Source organism: Azorhizobium doebereinerae UFLA1-100 (genome assembly GCF_000473085.1).
Lineage (GTDB): Bacteria > Pseudomonadota > Alphaproteobacteria > Rhizobiales > Xanthobacteraceae > Azorhizobium > Azorhizobium doebereinerae.
The window spans coordinates 34,269-55,319 of record NZ_AXBA01000026.1; the positions used below are offsets into that span (position 1 = coordinate 34,269).

The 21,051-nt window shown below is 67.7% G+C and carries 20 protein-coding genes; 12 read left to right on the top strand and 8 right to left on the bottom strand.

From position 1 onward, the window contains the following. Positions 1-10: 10 nt before the first annotated feature. The 6 genes from YU1_RS0117990 to YU1_RS0118015 all read right to left on the bottom strand — a co-directional run bounded on the left by YU1_RS0117990 (position 11) and on the right by YU1_RS0118015 (position 6,472). Positions 11-1,351, bottom strand: a complete 1,341-nt coding sequence (locus tag YU1_RS0117990; RefSeq protein WP_029005268.1) for an MFS transporter — start codon at positions 1,349-1,351, stop codon at positions 11-13. Between the two features lie 160 nt (positions 1,352-1,511). Further along, positions 1,512-1,841: a hypothetical protein gene (locus YU1_RS34235; RefSeq protein WP_210163766.1), complete on the bottom strand. Its 330-nt coding sequence runs from the start codon at positions 1,839-1,841 to the stop codon at positions 1,512-1,514. Between the two features lie 588 nt (positions 1,842-2,429). Then, entirely contained in the window at positions 2,430-3,200 is a 771-nt protein-coding gene (locus tag YU1_RS30065) for an adenosylcobinamide amidohydrolase (RefSeq protein WP_051356997.1), read from the bottom strand. A gap of 64 nt (positions 3,201-3,264) precedes the next feature. Continuing rightward, complete coding sequence (locus tag YU1_RS0118005) at positions 3,265-4,167, bottom strand: amidohydrolase family protein (protein WP_029005269.1); 903 nt, start codon at positions 4,165-4,167, stop codon at positions 3,265-3,267. After that, the gene (locus YU1_RS0118010) at positions 4,160-5,443 is read right to left on the bottom strand and encodes an MFS transporter (protein WP_029005270.1); all 1,284 of its coding nucleotides are present in this window, start codon (positions 5,441-5,443) and stop codon (positions 4,160-4,162) included. The genes YU1_RS0118005 and YU1_RS0118010 overlap by 8 nt, the downstream gene beginning before the upstream one ends. Before the next feature lie 126 nt (positions 5,444-5,569). Further along, positions 5,570-6,472: a helix-turn-helix domain-containing protein gene (locus YU1_RS0118015; RefSeq protein WP_029005271.1), complete on the bottom strand. Its 903-nt coding sequence runs from the start codon at positions 6,470-6,472 to the stop codon at positions 5,570-5,572. A gap of 358 nt (positions 6,473-6,830) precedes the next feature. Between YU1_RS0118015 and YU1_RS30070 the strand changes: the two genes are divergently transcribed. From YU1_RS30070 to YU1_RS0118060, 9 genes are all read left to right on the top strand, one after another. Then, positions 6,831-8,075, top strand: a complete 1,245-nt coding sequence (locus YU1_RS30070; RefSeq protein ID WP_051356998.1) for a CaiB/BaiF CoA transferase family protein — start codon at positions 6,831-6,833, stop codon at positions 8,073-8,075. Between the two features lie 130 nt (positions 8,076-8,205). After that, the gene (locus YU1_RS0118025; RefSeq protein WP_029005272.1) at positions 8,206-9,036 is read left to right on the top strand and encodes an N-acyl homoserine lactonase family protein; all 831 of its coding nucleotides are present in this window, start codon (positions 8,206-8,208) and stop codon (positions 9,034-9,036) included. 218 nt (positions 9,037-9,254) lie between these two features. After that, complete coding sequence (locus YU1_RS0118030; protein ID WP_029005273.1) at positions 9,255-10,460, top strand: FAS1-like dehydratase domain-containing protein; 1,206 nt, start codon at positions 9,255-9,257, stop codon at positions 10,458-10,460. 40 nt (positions 10,461-10,500) lie between these two features. Beyond that, positions 10,501-11,709, top strand: a complete 1,209-nt coding sequence (locus YU1_RS0118035; RefSeq protein WP_029005274.1) for a CoA transferase — start codon at positions 10,501-10,503, stop codon at positions 11,707-11,709. Then, positions 11,706-12,896 carry a CaiB/BaiF CoA transferase family protein gene (locus YU1_RS0118040; RefSeq protein WP_029005275.1) on the top strand — a complete coding sequence of 397 codons (1,191 nt, stop codon included), beginning with the start codon at positions 11,706-11,708 and terminating at the stop codon, positions 12,894-12,896. The genes YU1_RS0118035 and YU1_RS0118040 overlap by 4 nt, the downstream gene beginning before the upstream one ends. A gap of 17 nt (positions 12,897-12,913) precedes the next feature. Continuing rightward, a complete protein-coding gene (locus tag YU1_RS0118045) occupies positions 12,914-13,786 on the top strand; it encodes an HTD2 family dehydratase (RefSeq protein ID WP_051356999.1) in 873 nt (290 codons plus the stop codon). A 73-nt stretch (positions 13,787-13,859) separates the two neighbouring features. Further along, on the top strand, positions 13,860-14,693 hold the full coding sequence (locus tag YU1_RS0118050) for an ABC transporter ATP-binding protein (protein WP_051357000.1): 834 nt from the start codon (positions 13,860-13,862) through the stop codon (positions 14,691-14,693). Beyond that, a complete protein-coding gene (locus tag YU1_RS0118055; RefSeq protein ID WP_051357001.1) occupies positions 14,680-15,489 on the top strand; it encodes an ABC transporter permease in 810 nt (269 codons plus the stop codon). The genes YU1_RS0118050 and YU1_RS0118055 overlap by 14 nt, the downstream gene beginning before the upstream one ends. A 74-nt stretch (positions 15,490-15,563) precedes the next feature. Continuing rightward, entirely contained in the window at positions 15,564-16,595 is a 1,032-nt protein-coding gene (locus YU1_RS0118060) for an ABC transporter substrate-binding protein (protein WP_084539960.1), read from the top strand. 94 nt (positions 16,596-16,689) lie between these two features. Here the strand turns inward: YU1_RS0118060 and YU1_RS0118065 are convergent, their stop codons facing one another. Then, complete coding sequence (locus YU1_RS0118065) at positions 16,690-17,271, bottom strand: cysteine hydrolase family protein (protein WP_035715813.1); 582 nt, start codon at positions 17,269-17,271, stop codon at positions 16,690-16,692. After that, positions 17,268-17,960: a GntR family transcriptional regulator gene (locus tag YU1_RS30075; protein ID WP_051357002.1), complete on the bottom strand. Its 693-nt coding sequence runs from the start codon at positions 17,958-17,960 to the stop codon at positions 17,268-17,270. Before YU1_RS30075 ends, YU1_RS0118065 begins: the two co-directional genes overlap by 4 nt. A gap of 135 nt (positions 17,961-18,095) precedes the next feature. Here YU1_RS30075 and YU1_RS0118075 point away from each other — a divergent pair, with 135 nt between their 5' ends. The 3 genes from YU1_RS0118075 to YU1_RS0118085 all read left to right on the top strand — a co-directional run bounded on the left by YU1_RS0118075 (position 18,096) and on the right by YU1_RS0118085 (position 21,050). Beyond that, entirely contained in the window at positions 18,096-18,890 is a 795-nt protein-coding gene (locus YU1_RS0118075) for an HpcH/HpaI aldolase/citrate lyase family protein (protein WP_029005281.1), read from the top strand. Positions 18,891-18,909: 19 nt separating this feature from the next. Then, on the top strand, positions 18,910-20,199 hold the full coding sequence (locus YU1_RS0118080) for an ABC transporter substrate-binding protein (RefSeq protein ID WP_245263370.1): 1,290 nt from the start codon (positions 18,910-18,912) through the stop codon (positions 20,197-20,199). Between the two features lie 104 nt (positions 20,200-20,303). Further along, the gene (locus tag YU1_RS0118085) at positions 20,304-21,050 is read left to right on the top strand and encodes an SDR family NAD(P)-dependent oxidoreductase (protein ID WP_029005283.1); all 747 of its coding nucleotides are present in this window, start codon (positions 20,304-20,306) and stop codon (positions 21,048-21,050) included. The last annotated feature ends 1 nt before the right edge of the window (position 21,051 follow it).

Genomic DNA, 21,051 nt, shown 5'->3' on the forward strand with positions numbered 1-21,051 from the left:
CGGACAGGGCTCAGAGCGGCGGGAGGCCGGTGGCCTTGAGCTGGGCCTCGCCGGTCGCGGGAGCGGCCGCGGAGGCCCGATCCGCGATGAAGAAGCTGCTCCACAGGCTGACCGCCGCGCACAGGGCGATGTAGAGCGCGGGCGCCGCCGGCATCTGCGTGCGCTCGATCAGCATGGTGGCCGCCAGCGGCGCGAAGCCCGACAGGAGCGTGACGCTCAGATTGTAGGACAGGGCGATGCCGGTGAAGCGCACCTTGGTCGGGAATAGGCCGGCCAGGATGCTCGGCCAGATGCCGCTGGTGAGGGAGAAGACCAGCGACAGGAGGCCCAGCACGAGGATGATGCTGGCGCCCCGATTGGCCATCAGCGCGAACAGCGGCACCACGGTGAGCAGCATCAGCAGCGAGCCGGCCCGCAGGATCAGCCGCGACGGCATGAAGTCGCCCGCCCAGCCGGCGATCATCAGGCCGATCGAGCTGACCACCAGCGCCACCGTCATGGCGAGGGCCACCTCGGGCGCGGGATAGCCGAGGGTCTTCACCAGGAAGGCCGGCACGAAGCCGTAGAGCATGCCGTTGAAGCCGGCGATGATCGCCGCGACGCCGGCGGCCACCAGCACCGCGCGGCCGTGATTGCGCATGAGCTCGCCCAGCGGGTGCTTGGCGGCCTTGCCGTGCAGGTTGACGAATTCCGGCGATTCTTCGAGCTTGCGGCGCAGCGCGAAGCTGACGAGGCCGATGACGCCGCCGAAGAGGAAGGCGATGCGCCAGCCATAGGCGGCAACGTCCTGCGGCGGCAGCGCATACTGGATGCCGAGATTGACGAGGGTGGCGATGAGCACGCCCACGTTGACGCAGAAGATAATGAAGCCGCAGGCAAGCCCGGCGCGCCGCGGGGCGGCCTCCACCGCATAGGTCACCGCGCCCGGCAGCTCGCCGCCGAGGCAGATGCCCTGCACCAGCCGGAAGGCCACCAGCAGCAGCGGGGCCGCGAGGCCCCAGCGCTCATAGCCCGGCAGCAGGCCGATGGCGATGGTGGCGAGGGTGGTCAGCCCCAGCGAGGCGATGAACACGGGCCGCCGGCCGTAGCGGTCGCCCAGCGTGCCGAGCAGCGCGCCGCCGAACGGCCGGGCGAGGAAGCCCAGCGCCAGCACCGAGAAGGACAGGATCAGCGAGACATAGGGATCGTTGACGGGAAAGAACTGCGCGGAAATATACTGAACGAAGATGCCATAGATGATGAAGTCATAGAATTCGAGCGACCCGCCCAGGCTGGCGAGCAGGATGATACGCCACTGGTCCCGGCTGAGGCGGGCCGGCGCATGCGTCGCGCCGATCTGAGAAATGGTCATGTCCTTGAGCCCTCCGGCTGCTTTTGCTTGTTTGGGGCGGAATGCGCGATCCTGATCCGGGCCCGGAGCATGCCCGCGCCGATGGGGACGCGAGCGGAAGCGTTCCGGCAGATGGCGAGCCACGCTGCCGAACCTCCTTCCCAAGATCAGGGGTCCAGATTCAGAACAGGTCGCTGACCTGCACACACAAGCTGCTGGGTCGGGGCGAGGCCTGCTTGCAAAGCGCGAAGATGCGACGCTTTAGCATAATACCTCTCACATGCCCGAAGGCGCATTGAGCACCCATGCCGTCCTCCCATATGTTCTTATGCTCTTCGTTTAAGGCGGCTGCGGCCTGCGGAAACAGCGGAAAATCGCACGTGTCCGCCTGCCGGACCTTCGCCGGCTGCAATCGATGATGCGATGGTCTGTCATCGTGCGTGACGGGGAGCGTCAGTGTCGGCGGTGAGGTCGTTCCATTGGCATCGCGTTCGCCTGTTGTGCTCTGCATGTTCCTCGTCGCGGCAGGGTGGGCGATCAACGACGCGCCGGCATACAACGGCGACCTGTATGCGAAGCTCCTGGCTCTCAACGTCAGGGTGGAGACGCTGTTCATCGCCAGGCGATAAACGGGTTGGTCGTCGGATCGATTGGAACCTCATTGGTCCGCCACGCCTCGATACCGGCTTGGCAGACATAGTCGCGCTGCCATGACCCGAGCTTCGATCGTGAGACCGACGTGAATTCGGATTCCTCTCGGATTCCTCTCGGATTCCGTTTGTCCGGGCACCGGCCTCGTCGGCGACCAGCATCGGCCGCACCTGCTTGAAGCCCCTGTTACCGCAGCGCCCGGCAATCCGTGGCGATGCTCGCCCAGGAAGCAGAATAACGGGGCCGGCCCCCTGTCCAGGGCGCTCGAAAGAACTTGAGCCTGCTGCGGCTGGCGGCTCGATACCCGCTCGTCGGCGCGCCGAGTAACGCCATATCGCCAGCGAAATCCATCTTTCCGCGCCGATCGTTTCTAACGGATCAACTGGCCGCATCGCCCGGAGCCGGGCGCTCCGAGTGTCAGAAATGGGTCTTGGCCGTGTCAAAATATCTAAACAGCGTGCCGACCATCTCCGTCGCTCCGGCGCGGAAACCGGTCGGGAGGAGCCTCGGCGCACCAATTGGCTGCCGCCGCCAGCGTCGCGCGCAGGACGCAGGCGCCGATCACCTCGCCGATTGCGGTATGCATGCCGGCGAACGACGTGCGGGGGGAACCCGCCGGCGCGCTCACGACGATGCAGTCCGTTCCTGTGCCGGTCACGGCCTCTGTCCGTCCCGGCCGGCGATAGCGGACCTGCGAGAGGGCAACCGTGCGTGCTTGCGTCACCAGGGATGCGGCTTCGAGAAGCGCTGCTTCCGTCAGCGGCTCGGACACCGCGCACAGGATGTTGATGGTCCCCGCATTCAGCGGATGCAGATGGGCGCCCACCCGCTGGCCCACCCGCTCTCCATTGTTGAGCCCCAGGGTCACGACGCAATCCGCCCGGACGTCCTCGACGGCTGCGGACTGCCGCTCGTAACGGGAAACGTCGCGGGCGGTCATGAGGCCGACGGCATCCGCCAAACCGCGTGCCGCAAGCCGTGCCGCGAACCATGCCACCGGGTCCGGGGCGTGACGCAGTTCCTCGTTGCCGACCTCCAGCCAGGCCACCTGTTCGGCCTGGACAAAACCCGGCCGGTTGAGCGACCAGCTGACCATCGTCTGGGGCCGGGTGAACCGGGCGACGAGCCAGGGGCGCTCGCATGTGATCTGGAACATGGCGCCGTGCGTGTCCGGGAGCTTCTGCCCGCCCTCCAGATCATCGGCCGTTCGAATCGTCAAGCCGATCCGGCGTGCGGGCGCGCCGTGCCCGGAGCCGTGCCGCCGGCTCCCCGCACCGCGCCTGTCACACGGCCGCGGGCGGAAAGCCGTAGAGGCGCTGCGCATTGCCGGCGAGGACGGCGTCGCGCGCCGCCGCGTCGGGCACCCAGTCGGCCAGGAGGTCGAGCAGGTCGCCCACATTCATCATCGGCTGCCAATGGGCGACGTGGGGCCAGTCGGAGCCCCAGACGCAACGATCCGGGGCGGCTTCGTGCAGCAGCCGGGCAAACGGGATCGTATCGGCGTAGGGCGGCCCCGCGACCGTGTTGCGGTAGGCGCCGGACAGCTTGACCCAGCCGCCGTCGCGCAGCAGCGCGCAGAGCGTCCGGAAACCGGGGTCGTCGAGCCCGCGCGACACCGGGAAATGTCCCCAATGGTCGACGACGAACGGCACCGGGAGGGTGGAGAGCCGGGGCGCCAGGGGCACGAGGTCGGCGGCGTCGATCAGGAACTGGAGATGCCATCCCATCTCGCGGGCGAGCGCGGCATAGGCGTCCAGTTGCTCGAAGCCGATGCCGCCGCCGTAGAGGATATTGAGGCGCAGGCCGACGATGCCGGCGTCCTTCAGGGCCGCCAGCTCCCGGTCGGGCAGGCCGAGCGGGATTACCGCGATGCCGCGCAGCCGTTCCCGGTGGGCGGCGAGGGGCTCCAGCATCGCCCGGTTGTCGGTGCCGTGCACGCTGACCTGGACCAGCACGCCGTAGGTCATGCCGGTGGCGTCGAGCATGGCGAGATAGCTTTGCGCGGTCGCCTCCGGCGGCGTGTAGCTGCGGCCGGCGACGAACGGATAGGCCGGCGGCAGGCCGATGACATGGGCGTGGGTGTCCACCGCGCCCGCCGGCACACGGTAGCGCGTCGGCCCGTGCGGGTGGGGCGCCGGCCCCGGGCAGGCCGGGGCGGTCGCGGGGCGGGAGCCTTCGTCATGCATCGGCGTACAGCACCTTGCCGCGGGTTTCGGGGAGGGCATAGGCCGCGGCGAAGAACACCACATAGGCGATCACCGCGAAGATGCAGATCGCGTTGGCCAGCGTCGTGGCCTGCGAGAGATAGCCCACCAGGAAGGGAAAGAGCGCGCCGATGCCGCGGCCGAAATTGTAGCAGAAGCCCTGGCCGGAGCCGCGCAGCCGGGTGGGGTAGAGCTCGGTCAGGAACGCGCCCATGCCGGAGAAATAGCCCGAGGCGAAGAAGCCGAGCGGGAAGCCCAGCACCCACAGCACCTCGTTCGAGAGCGGCAGCTGGGTATAGGCCGCCACCACCACGATGGCGCCGAGCGAGAACACCAGGAACAGGTTCCGCCGGCCGTAGCGGTCAGCATACCAGGCGCCGACCAGATAGCCGATGAAGGAGCCGACGATGAGCGCCGCGAGATAGCCGGTGGAGCCGACGATGGAGAGCTTGCGCTCAGTGGTGAGGAAGCGCGGCACCCAGAAGGTGATGGCGTAATAGCCGCCCTGGCAGCCCGTGGAGACCAGCGAGGCCAGCACCGTCACCTTGAGGATCGGGCCGTGGAAGATCTCGAGAATGGAGGGGCTCTCGCCTCGGGCCGCAACCTTGGCGCGGGTCTGCGCCGCCACCTCCGGCTCCTTCACATAGACGCGCAGATAGAGCACCAGCAGCGCCGGCAGCGCGCCGATGGCGAACATCCAGCGCCAGGCCTGCTCGGCCGGCAGGAAGGAGAACAGCGCCGCCTGCGCCAGCACCGCGAGGCCCCAGCCCACCGCCCAGCCGGACTGCACCGAGCCGACCGCGCGGCCGCGATACTGCGCGCGGATGGTCTCGCCCATCAGCACGGCGCCGGCCGCCCATTCGCCGCCGAAGCCGAGGCCCAGCAGTGCGCGGCAGATCAGCAACTGGTTGAAGTCCTGGGCGAAGGCGCACAGCAGCGAGAAGAAGGAGAACCACAGGATGGTGAACTGGAGCGTGCGCACGCGGCCGATGCGGTCGGCGATATAACCCGTGCCCCAGCCGCCCAGCGCCGAGGCCAGCAGCGTCACCGTGCCGGCGAGGCCCGCCGTGCCGGCGTCCACGTTCCACAGCTTGATGATCGTGCCGATCACCAGCGGGTAGATCATGAAGTCCATGCCGTCGAGCGCCCAGCCCGTGGCGCAGGCCCAGAAGGTCCGCTTCTCCGGGACCGTCATGTCCTTGTAGAAGCCGGTCAGGCTGGTGTTCTCGATCGGAACGATCGTCGGCGTCGTCGACATGTCTGCCTCCCGTGTCGCGCCTTCGGCCGGGCGCATCTTTGGGCAGGAAGGTGTCGCGCGGCGGCGGGTGCTGTCTGCCAGGAAATCGCCGCGCGGCGGGCCGTGCCGCGGGGGCTTGTCAGGAAATCACTCGCCGCCGGGCCGCAGGCGGCGGAATCGCGCCGGGCTCACCCCGGTGACCGCCCGGAACGCGGTGCCGAGATGCGATTGCGAGGAGAAGCCGACGGCCAGCGCAATCTCGGCCAGCGGCATGTTCGAGGTGGCGATGAGGTCCTGCGCCGCCCGCACCCGCTGCTCCACCACGAAGCGGTGCGGCGTCAGCCCGGTGGAGCGCTTGAAGCTGCGGATGAAGGCGGATGGGCTCAGGCCCGCGACACCGGCCATGTCGGCCAGCGAGATCGCCCGGCCGGGGTCGGCGCGCACGAAGTCGGCGATCCGGGCGGGCATGCCGCGATCGAGTTCCGGCGCGGGCTCGGTCGGGCACGCCCTGGGCGCGGCATAGCGGTCGGCGAGATGCAGGGCCAGCGTATAGGCGAACTGTTCCGCCAGCAGCGAGCGGCCCTCGCCCGCCAGCGTGCTCGCCTCCACGAGCCGCTGGGCACACAGGGAGAGCATCGGGTCGTCCACGTCCCAGGCCCGGTCCATCAGCTCGATGGGCGTGGCGCTGCCGTGGGCGGCGGCCACGTCGCGCAGCAGGGCATCGCCCAGATAGAGCAGCACCAGCTTTCCGGCGTTCGCGTCCGGCACGGCATCGACCACCACCGTCCGGCCGGGCAGGCCGATGCGGAACTGCCCGCAGGACACCGGGCCGTCGCGGCGCACGCGCCCGTTCTCGATCAGCACATGGCGGCGCACGTCGTAGAGCGTGATCGCCACGGTGGCGACCGGCAGGTCGCCATAGTCATAGAGATGCGGCCCGGTGACGTCGCTCAGCGTGGCGGCGAATCCGGTCGTGGACCACAGATCCACCAGGGCCGACTGCCGGTGGCCGGTCACCCGTTCCGCGTGCTTGAGTGGATCCAGTCTCATCCGAGACAACCGCATGTTTTCGCTGGCCTCATTCTCCGCATAGAAACCCGCCGATCACAAGGGACGCTTGGTCCGCCCGCCGGCGGGCGCCTGCTATAGCCGCCGTGCGCCCCGCCTCCTAATGGCGCCGTCACCGGCGCCCCGCCGGAACCGGCGCAGCCGCGCCCCGGCTTTCTCCGTGAGTGCCGGTCCCCTGATCCCGACGCAAGGCACCTGCCGCGCCCGCCCGCCCGGCCGCGGCGAAATCCGCAGAGGGCGTTTGACAACCTCGTAGATAATGCATTATGCACTATCTCAACGCGGCGGTGCCGGCGCTGTCTGGGCGCCGCAAGCCAGCCGAGCGCCCGGGGAGAAGGCCATGAAGCGCGACAGTCTTGCCGGCAAGACCGTTCTGGAGATCGGCACGATGCTGGCGGCGCCGTTCGCGGGCCACGTGCTGGCGCAGATGGGGGCCGAGGTCATCAAGCTGGAATCGCCCGCGGGCGACCCGACGCGCAGCCTCGTGCGCGGTGGCCCCAGCGGCACCTACATCGCCTATAGCCGTGGCAAGAAGAGCCTGTGCGTGGATCTCGCCTCGCCGGGCGGGCGCGAAGCGCTGGAGCGGCTTCTCCCCACCGTCGACATCGTCCTTCACAACCTGGCGCCCGCATCCGCACGGCGGCTGGGTGTGACCTACGAGGCCTGCGCCCGGGCCAATCCCGCGGTCGTCTACTGTCATATCCGGGGCTATAACGAAGGCCCCCAGGCGGATGACCTGGCGTCCAACCCCATCGCCGAGGCGGCGACCGGGGTCATGGATGCGCACCGGGTCGACGGGCGTCCCAGCCGGCTCGGCCCCTCGTATCACGACCAGTTCGCCGGCTGCTACGCGGTCATCGGCATCCTCTCCGCCCTGCTCGATCCCGGTCTCGGCGCCGAGCATCGCAAGATCGAGGTCGGTCTCTATGAGACCGGCCTGCATGTGGCGGCGCGCGACTATGCCGGCGTCCAGCTCAAGATGCACCTGACCGGCCGGCCGGACCCGGAGCCGTCGGGCGAGTTCAGCATGCCAGGCTATGGCGCCTATGAGACATCGGACGGCCGCTGGATCTATCTCGTGATGCTCACCGACCGTCATTGGGCGGACTTCTGGCGGGCGGTGAGGCAGCCGGTGGATCCGGACTATGCGACGCTCAGGTCGCGGAAGAAGCAGCGCGATCGGGTCGAGGCTCTGGTCAGGGAGGCGGTGGGCCGGTTCTCCTACGCGAATCTGGCGGCGCTGCTGGCCGCGGCCGGCTTCGGCTTCACGGAGGTGCTGCCCATGGAGCGGGTGCTGGAGGCGCCGCAGGCGCGGCATGGCCACAAGGTCACCCGCTTCGCTTTCCAGGACCTGCCCTTCGTGCTGCCGGACCTGCCGTTCGAATGGGGCGCGGCCACCCAGGCCGAACGACCGCCGCCGCTGCTCGGGGAGCACACGCGCGAGACGCTGGCGGGGCTCGGCTTCTCCGCTGAGGCATGTGATGCGCTGGTGGCATCCGGCGCGGCGGTCGAGCCGGAGCCCGGTGCTCCGGTCTGGGCCCCCATCCGGTCGGTGGAGGTCCGCGCTCAGCCCGCACCCGCCTAGGAGATGCATTCTGCATTATGGCGGCGGCGGCCACGAGCCTGAGCGGATGCAGGGCCCCGGATGCGGCTGGTCAAGATGCGCGGCGCCGTGCGAAGCTCCGCGGAAACAAGAACATAAGAGGGAAGGCGCCATGAGCGAGGTCGGGGCAAAGCCCTATGACATCTATGCCATCCGCTACGCGACCAACGCCAAGCGCCGGCGGGGGCAGAACTTCAACATCGAGGCTTCGCCCGATACTCCGTTGACGATGGACTTCTTCACCTGGGTGCTGGTGGGCGAGGACCGCACGGTGGTCATCGATACCGGGATGGAGCGGGCCAAGGCCGAGCGCAACGGCCATACCTTCCTGCGTGAACCGGCGGACGGGCTGCGCGCCCTCGGCATCGACCCGGCGGCTCAGACCCTGGTCGTGCTCACCCACGCGCACTACGACCACATCGGCAACGTCGACCAGTATCCAAATGCCGAATTCCTGATGCCGCTGGCCGAGATGCAGTCGGTGACCGGGCCCGACATGCATCATCCCTGGATGCGGCATGCCTATGCATCCGACGAGATCGCCCGCTTGGTGCAGTATCTCCATGCCGGCCGGCTGAAGCTGCACGGCGCCGATCACGACGTCGCGCCGGGCGTTTCGGTGCATGTGGTCGGCGGGCACACGGCGGGGCAGTCGATCGTGCGAGTGCTCACCCGGCGTGGCTGGGTCATCCTGGCATCGGATGCTTTGCACTATTACGAGGAATATGAGCGGGGCGTGCCCTTCGCGGTGGCGCATTCCATCGCCGACATGCTGCGGGCCCACGATCGCATCCGCGCGCTCGCCGACAGCGACGACCATGTGCTGCCCGCCCACGATCCGCTGATCCTCCAGAAATATCCGGCCGCACGCCCCGAGCTGGAGGGGTTCGTCCTCCGCTTCGACGCGCCGCCGCATGCTGCCGCGAGCGACAAGGCGGCCTGACCAGGCGCGCACCAGAACACGGCTGAACGAAGAAGACGGCGGAGCCCGCCGTCGATACCATGCCCTCGATGCAAGAATGCATTCTGCATTAAGCATCTGTTTCGTGAGCTGAATTCAAGGGCGGGAAGCCCCGAGCGCCGATCGCGTCAGCGACGGCGAAGGAAGAACCGCGTCGGCCGTTCGCGCCGCCGCCGGAAGAGATGCAACGGGAGAAAGACATGGACGCTGTGACGGAAAAGGATGTCGGCCACGCTCCGGCCGAGGGCAAGATCACCGATGCGGCCGTGGCCGATGCCCGGAAGATGATCGGGCTCCAGCTTCGGCCCGAGGGGCCGTATCTCCAGGACGCGAGCCCGGACACCATCCGCAATTTCTGCAACGGTATCGGCGATCTGAACCCGCTGTACCGCGATGCCGAGCACGGGCGCCAGAGCCGCCTCGGCGGCAACGTGGCGCACCCCATGTTCCCGATGGCCTTCGGCTGGATCGGCCGCACGCGCTGGGGCCTCTCCGGGGTGCACGGCTTCTATGCCGGCAATGACTGGGAGCTGTTCCGCCATATCCGGCCCGGCGACCGCATCACCGCCATCGAGCGCGTGGTGGGCGTCGAGGAGAAGAAGAGCGAATTCTCAGGCCGCCTCGTGCTCCAGTATGTGGAGGCGACCTACAGCAACCAGCGCGGCGAACTGGTGGCCCGCGCGCTCGGAACCTGCACGCGCCACGAGCGCAAGGCGGCGCGCGACGCGGGCAAGTACAAGGACATCAAGACCCACGAATACACGCCGGACGAGTTCGAGGCGATCGACGAAGCGATCCTGCGGGAGGAAGAGCGCATCCGCGGCAACAACGTGCGCTACTGGGAGGACGTCAAGGAAGGGGAGGAACTGCCCCCGATCGTGCGCGGCCCACTGTCGCTCATGGATACGATGGGCTTCCTGGTGGGCTGTGGCCGCGGCCACACGCACGGCATCGTGCTGATGTCGGCCGTGAAACATCCCGGGCACTTCTTCCGCAACCCCGAAGCGGGCGGCGGCATCGAATACACCGGCATCGGCCACCACCGGGAGTCTGTCGCCAAGGAAGTGGGCGTGCCCGGCACTTATGACTATGGGCCGCAGCGCTCCGCATGGATGTGCAGCCTCGTCACCAACTGGATGGGCGATGCGGCCTTCCTGAAGCGCGTGCGCACCCAGATGCGGCGCTTCAACACCATGGGCGACTGCACGTGGTGCAAGGGCAAGGTCACCCGCAAGTATGTGAAGGACGGGTTTGCCCTCGTCGACCTGGAGATCTGGGGCGAGAACCAGCGCGGCGAACTCACCACGCCGGGCCTGGCGACGGTCATGCTGCCGTCCCGGGCCGTGGAGAACCGCGTGTTCTTCGATGGCGCGCAACTCGACCTCGATCTGCCGACGGTTCGCTGAAGCGGTCCGTTCACGTCTTCCAATCGGTGGCGGTGTTCAAATGAACGGGTGCGTCGAGGGGCCGCTCAACGGCCTCACCATCGTCGAACTGTCATCGGGTGCGGGAGCGGCCTATGCGGGCCGCCTCCTGTCCACCCTGGGTGCGCTCACCGTGTTGATGGAGCCGCCGGAGGGCTCCGCCCTCCGGCGCAGGCCTCCCTTTCTTCCGCGGCCTGCCGGAGAGGGGGAGGATGTCAGCGCGCTCTTTGCCTACCTCTCCGCCGGCAAGTCCAGCGTCGTCTGCGACCCGCAGTCTCCGGCCGGACGCGCGAGCTTTCATCGCCTGCTGGAGACGGCGGACGCCTTCATCTGCGACGTGCCCTTGTCGCAGAGGGCGGCGATGGGCGTGGATGAGGCGAGTGTCCGCGCGAGGAATCCGGCGCTGACCTATGTGTCGGTTCTCCCGTTCGGGGCCAGCGGTCCGAACGCCGGATGGCGGGGCGAGGAGATCACGCTCATTCACGCCTCCGGCGAGGGCTTCCTCCTTCCCAACGGCCTGTCGGCCGAGATGTTTCCGGATCGGCCGCCGATCAAGATCCATGGCCATTTCGCGGAGATGCAGGGCGGCGTGGTGGCCGCGCTCGGCGCCCTGGCCGCGCTGCTGTCGAGGTCGGCGGCGCAGGGAGAGGCGGTGGACGTGTCGATCCAGGACGCGGCCCTGGCGGTCGGTGCGTTCGCCATCCAGCGGCTGGGCGACGGATCTCTTGAGCATCGGGTCACCCGCTCGTTCAAGTATGGCGGGGTGTTGGAGTGCGCCGACGGTTATGTCCAGTTGCTCACCCTGGAGGAGCGGCAGTGGACAGGGCTCGTCGAGCTGATGGGCCGGCCGGACTGGGCCACTGCCCCTGACCTTCAGGATCCGCTGGAGCGGGGCCGGCGCGGCGCGGAGATCAACGCCCGGATACGCGCCTGGAGCAAGGGCGAGACGACGGCGGACGTCGTCGCGCGGGCCCAGAAGCTGGGCGTGCCCATGGCCAAGTACAGCAGCCCGGCGGACGTGCTGGCCGGCGCGCACGAGCAGGCGCGGGGCCTGTTCCAGCGGGTGGATATCCCAGGCGCCACGCCTGCGCCCGTTCTCGTCGCGCCGTTTCACCTGGACGGAGCTTCCCTTCGATTGCGTGGTGGGCCTCCGGCCTTGGGCGAACATCAGGCCATCCTGCACATCACCAATCGAAGGGAGACCGCCGGCTTGGCGGTGGGCGCGCGATGAAACCGCTGGCTGGCCTCAGGATCGCGGACTTCACCGTCCACGCCGCCGGACCCTTCTGCACGCACATGCTGTCCCAGCTCGGGGCCGAGTGCATCAAGATCGAGAGCAGCCTGCGGCCCGATATCTTCCGCAAGCCCCATCCCGTCTATGGGCGGATGGGCCCGGCGAGTTTCGACCAGGTTGCGTCGAACAAGCTCTCGGTTCGCATCAATCTGAAGGATCCGCGCGGGGTGGACCTTGCCAAGCGCCTGGTCTCCATCAGCGAGATGGCCGCCGAGAGCTTTCGGCCCGGCGTCATGGCGCGGCTTGGCCTCGGCTACGATGTCCTGTCGCAGGTCAAGCCTTCGCTGGTCATGCTTTCCGTCTCCTCCTCCGGCCAGACGGGGCCCGATTCTCACTTTGCGGGCTATGCGCCGCTGTTCGGGGCCTGGGGTGCTCTTGGCTTCCTGACGGGATATGCCGATGGCCCGCCTGTGGAGATGCGCCACGTGATGGACCATTCGGTGGGCATGAACGCCGCCGTCGCCGCCTTAGCTGCGTTCTACCGGATGCGGGCCACGGGGCGGGGATGCCATGTCGATGTCAGCGCCCGCGAAGTGGCGTCCTCGCTCGCGGGGGAGGCCCTGCTGCTGGCGGCCGCGGGCGGCGCGCCGGCGCGCATGGGCAACCGGGACCTGCAAATGGCACCCCACGGCGTCTATGCGACATCGCAGGCGGACCGTTGGCTGACCATCGCAGTGCGGGAAGACGCCGAGTGGACGGCGCTGCTGGGCGTGATGGGCCGGAGGGAACTCGGCGATGACCCGCGGTTCCGGGACGCCGCATCCCGCCTGAAGCATGCGGCCGATCTGGATGTCGAGGTCGAGAGCTGGACGGGGACGCAGATCGCCGAGCCGGCTGTCGCGCGCTTGCAGGCGGCCGGCGTGCCGGCCTCGGTGTCGGCGACCACCGCTGACCTCACGCGTGACGTGCATCTGCGTGACCGCGGCGCCGTCGTGGATGTCGAGGACACCGACGGGAAGACCCGCGCGGCTCTGTCGGTTCCGATCCGCTTTTCCCAATCGGAGGCCGGTCTGGAGCGAGGCACGCCCCGACTGGGCGAGGACGAGAATTATGTCTTTGGCGAACTGCTCGGCCTGTCGCGCGCGAAACGGGCGGAGCTGGCTGAAGCCCAGGTGATCCACTAGCAGGCAGGCGGGATGGCATGAACCAGGTGATCGAGGCGTCGGGAACGGAAAGCTGGCAGGGATGGGTGGGCCGCCAGGAGACGGTCAGCGAACTGCTGTCGGCGGAGAAGGTGGCCGGCCTCGCCGCCACGCTCGATATCGGCATGTCTCCGGCGGCCGGCGACATGCTGCCGCCGGGCTGGCACTGGCTGTTCTTTAATCCGTTCGTGCCGCGCAGCGCCCTTGGCGTCGACGGCCATCCCAGGCGCGGCGGCTTTCTGCCGCCCGTGCCGCTGCCCCGGCGCATGTGGGCGGGCGGCCGCGTCTTCTACAGCCAGCCCTTGACCATCGGGAAGATCGCGACTCGGACCAGCACCATCTCGAAGGTGGAGGCGAAGTCCGGACGGGCCGGGCATCTCGTGTTCGTCACGGTGGTGCATCGCACGACCTGCTGCGACGTGGAGTGCATCGTCGAGGAGCAGGACATCGTCTATCGCGAGGCCGCCGCGCCCGGTGCGCCGGCACCCGCCCTGACGCCCGCGCCGGCGGGAGCGCAATGGCGCACGGTCGTGGAGCCGGATCCGGTTCTGCTGTTCCGCTACTCAGCGCTCACCTCCAACGGCCACCGCATCCACTATGACGGGGACTATGCCCGCCGGGAGGAGAATTATCCGGCCTTGGTGGTGCATGGGCCGCTGACGGCGACGCTGCTCCAGAACTTCGCAAGCGAGCTGCGGCCCGACGCCGACCTGACGCGCTTCGAGTTCCGCGGGGTGCATCCGCTTTTCGTCAACGCGTCCTTCACGCTGGAGGCCAAGCTTTCGGAAAATCCCGACGAGGCGCTCGAACTCTGGGCGAAAGGTCCACGCGACGAACTGGCGATGCGGGCGACTGCATTCTTCTCGCGTTAGGAGGCAAGTCGAGGGAGCCCTGTAACAGACAGAAGCGTGGCCAACACGCCTGTTCATCGGAGAGGGAAAGCCAATGAAGGTGTGTCACGCACCGGAAACGGTGGCGGTGCTGGAGATCGCGAAGCCGGCGGTCGAGTTCAAGGGCGTGCGGAAGGTCTTCCAGTCCCGGAGCGGGCCGCTGGAAGTCCTGCGGGACTTCTCGCTTGTGGTGGCGGAGGGGGAGTTCCTTGCCGTGGTCGGGCCGAGCGGCAGCGGCAAATCCACGGTTCTGAACCTGCTCGCGGGGCTGGATATGCCAGACGAGGGGCATATTGCGTGCAACGGGGCGCCCGTTGACGGGGTGAACACCGAGATCGGCTATCTCACCCAGCACGACAGCCTGCTGCCCTGGCGAACGGTGGAGGAAAACGTCGCGGTACCGCTGGAGATCCGCGGCGTGGCCGTTTCCGAGCGAAGGGACAGGGTCCACGCGATGATCGCGAGCGTGGGCCTGAAAGGGTTCGAGCGCCATCATCCCCGCCAGCTTTCCGGCGGTATGCGCAAGCGCGCCATGCTCGCGCGCACCCTCATCTACAATCCGTCGACGATCCTCATGGACGAGCCGTTCGGCCCGCTCGACGCCCAGCTCAAGCTGGTGCTGCAGGCCGAGCTGATGCGGCTGTGGAGCGAATCCCGCAAGACGGTGGTGTTCGTGACGCATGACATCGTGGAGGCCATCACCCTCGCTGATCGGGTGGTCGTACTGTCGCCCCGCCCGTCGCGGGTCAAGCTCGGCGAGCGGATCGCGATCGGGCGTCCGCGCAGCGTGCATGACGTCCGGTTCGCGCCCGCGTTCGAGGATCACTACCGCCGCCTCTGGGGGGCGATCGAGACCGACATCGGGAGACAGCCGCATGACCAGCAATGATGTAGCCGCCCCCAGTCGCCGGCCGCGCGTCGGGATGGCAGCTTCCTCGTGGCGTGTCAGCAGGATCTGGGTCTACCGCCTGCTGTTCGCCGCGGCTTTCCTGGCCTTCTGGCAGTTTGCGTCCGGTCGGCTGGCTGATCCGTTCTGGATCAGCAGCCCAAGCGCCATCCTCGCGCGATTGAGCGAGTGGGTGCGCACGGGCACCTTGCAGTACAATCTGATGATCACGTTCAAGGAGACGATTTCCGGTTTCCTGATGGGGGCCACCGCCGGCGTGCTCGCGGCCTGCGTGGCGGGCGCCAACGATACGATCCGCCGAACGGTCGATCCCTTCGTGACGGCGGTCTACGGCCTCCCGAAGGTGGCGCTGGCGCCGCTGTTCATCATGTGGTTCGGCATCGGCATGGCGCCGAAAATCGTTCTCGCGGCGGTCAGCGTGTTCTTCCTTGTGTTCTTCAGCACCCTGAGCGGCGTGCGGGAGGTCGATCACAAGATGGTGGAGGCGCTGCGGACCATGGGCGCCGACCGCCTGACCATCCAGCGCTGCGTCGTCCTTCCTGCGGCGATGCCCTGGATATTCACCGGCCTGAAGCTTGGATTGCCATACGGGTTCGTCGGCGCGGTGGCGGCGGAAATGATGGCGTCGAACGCCGGCATCGGATTCCTCACGCAGAACGCCGCGGGCCAGCTCGACACCGCCGGTGTGTTCGCCGCCCTGTTCGCGCTCATGGTGGTCACCTCCCTGCTCAATGAAGGGCTGGGGCGCCTTGAAGCCTGGATCTTCCGCTGGCGCTGAGCCCTGAGCGGAGCGGCCGGGCGACTTCCGCCCTGTCGGCTGAAGAAACGCGAAACCAGAGAGGGAGGGTCGTTATGATTTCTCGCAGGTCCTTGCTTCGCGGCATCGGGCAGGCCACGGCGGTTGCCGCTCTTCCGCCCTTCACCCGGTCCGCATCGGCCCAGGTCGCGAAAGGCATTCCCCTCACGATCGGCATCGGCGGTTATACGTTCGCCTACCTGCCGCTGCTCGTGGCCAAGTCCGCCAACATCCTGACCGAGGAGGGGCTCGATGTGTCGCTGGTCAATACCGGAAGCGGCACCAACACGCTCGCGGCCATGCTGGGCGGCAGCGTCGAGGTCAGCGGCCTGGTCATGAGTGATGTGATCCTGGCGGCCGCGAAAGGCCAGAAGATCCAGGCCTTCGCACCGCTGATGTCCCAGTATGCCAGCGACGCGATCATCAGCGTGTCCGCGGCGAAGAAGGTGGGTATCGAACCCGGAATGCCGCTGAAGGAGCGGATGGCCCGCATGAAGGGGCTGGTGCTGGCGGTTTCGGGGCGCGGCAGCGGGATCGACAAGCTCTGGCGATACCTGCTGGCCCTCGGGGGGCTGGACCCGGATCGCGATGTCACCCTGACGGTGGTCAAGCTCGACCAGATGTATTCCGCTCTCAAGTCCGGCCAGATCGACGGCTTCAATACCACCGCGCCGGCCAACAACCGGGCGGTGGAGGAGGGGCTGGCCGTATGGGTCGCGCGCCCATCGCAGGGCGAAGTGCCAGGGTTGGAGAACTTCCTCTACACCGCGCTATGTGCCCGTCCCGGCTACACTTCCGACAAGGCGGACATCGCCGGAAAGCTCACGCGGGCCCTGGCGCGTGCGTCGCGGATGATCCAGGACAATCCGCAGGAGGCGGGCCGCCTGATGCAGAAGGAGTTCTTCGCCCAGACGGATCTGCGCCTGATCGAGAGCGCTGTTGCGGATCAACGCAAGACGGCCGCGGTGCCTCCCACATTGAGCCGGCGGCAGTTCGACCAGAACCTGGAGTTCATGGCGCGCTTCGGCCATGACGTGGCGGGCGTGTCCTACCAGGACGTCATCGACCCGCGGCTGCTCGGCGTGTGACCGGACCGTCGTGGACGGCGGCTGGCAGGCCGCCGCGCACGGCCAGCCGTCGACTGCGATCAGGCGCGGGCCAGCCGCGCCTGATCGCGCCGGTTCACGAAGCGAAGTCCACCTCGTCGCTGGAGCGGATCGCCACGAAGCGCGCCATCGAGCGCAGGGCGTTCTCGTGCTCCTCCGCCGTCGCTCCGGCGCAGCAGTCCTCCAGCACGATGCAGTCATAGTCCCGGTCATGCGCCTCGCGCGCGCCGGCGTGAACCACGCCGTTGGTCGAGACACCCGAGAGGACGAGGCGCGTGATCCCGCGCGCGCGCAGGGCTGGCTCCAGCGCCGTGCCGTAGAAGGGGCTCACCCGGTGCTTGACGAAATCGAAGTCCTCCGGGGCCGGCGAGAACTGCTCATGGACCTCGGTTCCCCAGGTGCCGAGCTTGAACAAGCCGTTGTCGCGCGCCTTCGAGAACACCGGGGAGGAAGGGGGGCAATCCCGATAGTCGGGGGCGAAGCCCACCCGGACATAGCCGATCAGCGCGCCGGCCGAACGTGCCCTGTCGATCGCCGCCCGGGTGCGTCCCATGACGTCGCGTGCCGCCATCTGCGGCACATAGGTCTTGGCACCGGCGCCATTCGCATGGACGAGGTCGTTCAGCATGTCCATGACAAGAAACATGGTGGACGTCATGATGGTACTTTCTCCTCCGCGGTTTCACTTTCTTGGGCGGCAGGAGCGGCGCGCGCACTGTCGAAGCACTGGCGGAACTCGTACCAGCCGGACTCGATATGGCGGCGCATGGTGAGCATGGCGCCGCCGGCATCTCCCTCGATGAAATTCCGCAGCAGCTCCGCATGCTCCGCCGCGGCGCGCTGGGCGCGGCCCTCGACGCGATTGATGACATCGAACGGGTAGCGCGCCCACAGCACCTGCACGAAGTGCAGCGTCTGCGGGAGCTGGGCGAAGTCATAGATCCGGCGATGGAAGCGATAGTTGATGCCGCGCGCCGCGCTGCTGTCGCCCGCGTTCGCCGCCGCCTCGAACTGGTTGGCGATCTCCCTCAGCTCGGCGATCTCGTTCGATCCCAGATTGCGGGCGGCGCTTTCGACGAGCTGGGTTTCCAGCATGATGCGCAGCTTGAGGATCTCGGTCGACGCGCTGACGTCGAACGGGACCACGGTCGCGCCGCGATAGGAGTTGCTCTCGATGTAGCCCTCCGCCTCAAGGAGCTTCAGCGCCTCGCGGACCGGGGTGATCGAGGTGCGCAGCTCGTCGGCGATTTCCTGCTGCTTGAGGCGCGCGCCGCGCGGCAGGCGGCCCGAGATGATGCCTTCGCGCAGGAAGTCCGCAACCTGCTCTTCCTTTGTCCGGTATTCCATGGTCGTGCTTGGGTCGCCCGTTGCCGTTCCCGAGCCTTCCGGAGCGGAGGCTCATTGACGCAATGACATACCATATCGTTGCCCGGTGAAGAAGGAGAACATATAATGCATGATGCATTATAATTGAGGTAGATCATGCGAACCGCCCGTTCCATCCTGTTTGTCCCGGCCGACCGGCCGGAGCGCTTTGAGAAGGCCGCGGCCGCCGGCGCCGACGGCGTCATCCTCGATCTTGAAGACGCCGTCCCGTTCGAACGCAAGGATCCGGCGCGGGATGCCGTGATCGCCTGGCCCGGCAGCCGGCGCTGTATCCTCAGGATCAACCCATTTGGTACGCAATGGTTTTCCCGCGACCTCGAGATGGCGGCGCGGGCGGATATCCGGACGATCATGGTGCCTAAGGCCGATCCGGAAAGCCTCGCCGCTGTCCACGCCGTTCTGGGCGGCGAGGTCGGGTTGATCGCTTTGGTCGAGACCGTCGACGGCTACATGCGGTTGCGGGAGGTCTGCCGGCAGGCGGGCGTGGTGCGCCTTGCCTTCGGCAATCTGGATTTCGGGATGGATTCGGGCCTGGACGACGGCGCGCTCGACGGCGTGCGGGTGCAGATCGCGCTCGAATCGCGCTTTGCCGGGTTGGTTCCGCCGATCGACGGCGTGTGTGCGGCGCTCAAGGATGAGGATGCCATCGGCCGCGAGGCCCGGCTGGCGAAGGGCAGGGGATATGGGGGCAAGCTCTGCATCCATCCCGCGCAGGTCGCCCCGGTCAATGCCGCATTCCTGCCGTCCGATGCCGATCTCGCCTGGGCGCGGCGGATCCTCGACGCCGTGGCGCAGGGCGGGGCAGGTGCGATCGCGGTGGATGGGAAAATGGTGGATCGGCCCGTGGTCGAGCGCGCGAGGGCCATCACAGCCGCCGGTGGTCAAAAATAATGCATTATGCACTTTCGGTTTGACCGGCAAAGTTTGGTCAACTATCGTTCCTTTCAATGGGCAAAAAAAGCCCGCTCATGGTCCTAGGGAGGCCATCATGAACCGGCGCGCAGCGCTCAGGTTGTTAGCTTCGGCTGCCATCTCCGCACACATGTTGCCATTGCGATCCGCGTTCGCGGATACGATCGGGGTTGATCCGGCGAACAAGACCGTGACCATCGGCGGGTTCACGCCGATCACCGGCCCCGTCCCCTTCTATGCGATCCTGACCCACGCCGCGGAGGCCTTCTTCCGCGCCGCGAACGAGGCGGGCGGCATCAAGGGGTGGAAAATCCGCTACGTCACCATGGATGACGGGTACGATCCGGCGCGCAGCGTCGCGGTGACCCGGCGGCTGGTCGAGGACGAGAAGATCTTCGCCCTCGTCGCATCCGTGGGCACGGCGACGAACGTGGCGGTGATCCCCTATGCCCAGGAGGCGGGCCTCGGCATGTTCGGGCCGATCGGGGGCGCCTCGGTGTTCTTCTCGCAGCCGAACGTCTTCCCGCTGCTGCCGGACTACGGCTGGTCGGCGGCCTCGAATGCCGAATACGCCTTGAAGGACCTGAAGCTCGAGAAGATCGCGCTGCTCTGGGAGAATGACGAGCTCGGCCGATCCGCCAAGCGCGGGTTCGAGCTCTATATGGACGCGCAGAAGCTCGCGCCGGCCGAATCCGTGCCGTTCGAAGTGAAGACGACGGACTTCACGCCCCACATCCGGCGGGTGGCCAATTCCGGTGCCCAGGCGGCCATCCTCTTCGGCTCCAATGCGAACCTGGCGGGTGCCCTGAAGGCCGCCGACCGGCAGGCGCTCAAGTTGAACTGGTTCGCGCCGTTCTTCACCGCCGACCCCTCAACCTACAAGCTCGCCGGCAAGCTGCTCGACGGGGTGTACTTCTCGTCCTGGCTGCTGCCGGTCACGAGCGAGGATCCGGCGGTCAAGGCGTATCGGGACGCCATTACGAAATACTATCCCGATGATCCGGTCGGCGTATTCGGCCTCAACGGCTGGAGCAATGCGGCGCTGTTCGCGAAGGTCTTCGAGGCGCTGATCGACAGCGGCAAGCCGATCACGCGCGAGAACCTGCTGGCCGCCGGCAACACGCTCACCGATGCCTCGGTGGGCGGCGCGCGGAAGGTCACCTTCACGGCGAATGACCATCGGGGGACGCGCCAGGAGGCGATCCTCCAGGCGCGGGATGGTGCCTTCACCATGGTGAGGGACTTCCGCCCCTATCCGGCCGTCGCGTTCGACGCCAAGCCGGCCTAGCTGCATCCGCAGGCTTGCAGCATCTTCGTGCCGCGGGCGATCGGCCGCATCGCCCGCGCGCTGGGCTCACCCATCGCGGCCACCCATGCATCAAGGATCAGTCTATGGCTGGATCTCCCGTAAGTGGCCCTCCGCGTCTGGATGGTCAGGTCGCGCTCGTCACGGGCGCGGCCGGTGGTATTGGCAGGGCCGTCGTGCGTGTTCTGGCGGAGGCGGGCGCCAGGGTGGTGGCGACGGACATCGTCGCGGAGGCGGATCTTGCGCAGGCGGCGGGCTACAAGCGTTGCGATCTCACCTCCCAGCAGGACAGCGAGCGGCTGATTGACGAGGTCTGCGCCGAGTTCGGGGCCGTCGACATCCTCGTCCTCTGCGCGGGCAGCATCTCGAACAAGCCGCTGTGGGAGTCCACCGATGAGGAGTGGAAGTCCGTCTTCGACGTCAATGTCATGGGGGTCGTCCATCCGGTCCGCAAGCTCTACCCGCTGATGGCGGAACGCGGCTACGGCAAGATCGTCGCGCTCGGCTCCATCGCCGCGAAGATCGGCGGTGTCGCGTCCGGCCCCTCCTATGTGGCGGCGAAATCCGCGGTCCACGGCCTGATGAAGTGGGTCGCGAAGGCCGGGGCGGGCAAGGGCGTCTATGCGAACATCATTGCGCCGGGGCCCGTCGAGACGCCCATGTGGGCGAACGTGACGGGGCAGGCGCCGCCTTCGGCGAGCGGCAGCGTCCCGCTCGGTCGCTTCGGCACGCCCGACGACATCGCCCAAAGCATTCTTTTCCTCTGCTCGCCCGCGTCGAACTGGATCACCGGCACGGTGCTCGACGTGAATGGCGGCATGTTGATGGATTGAA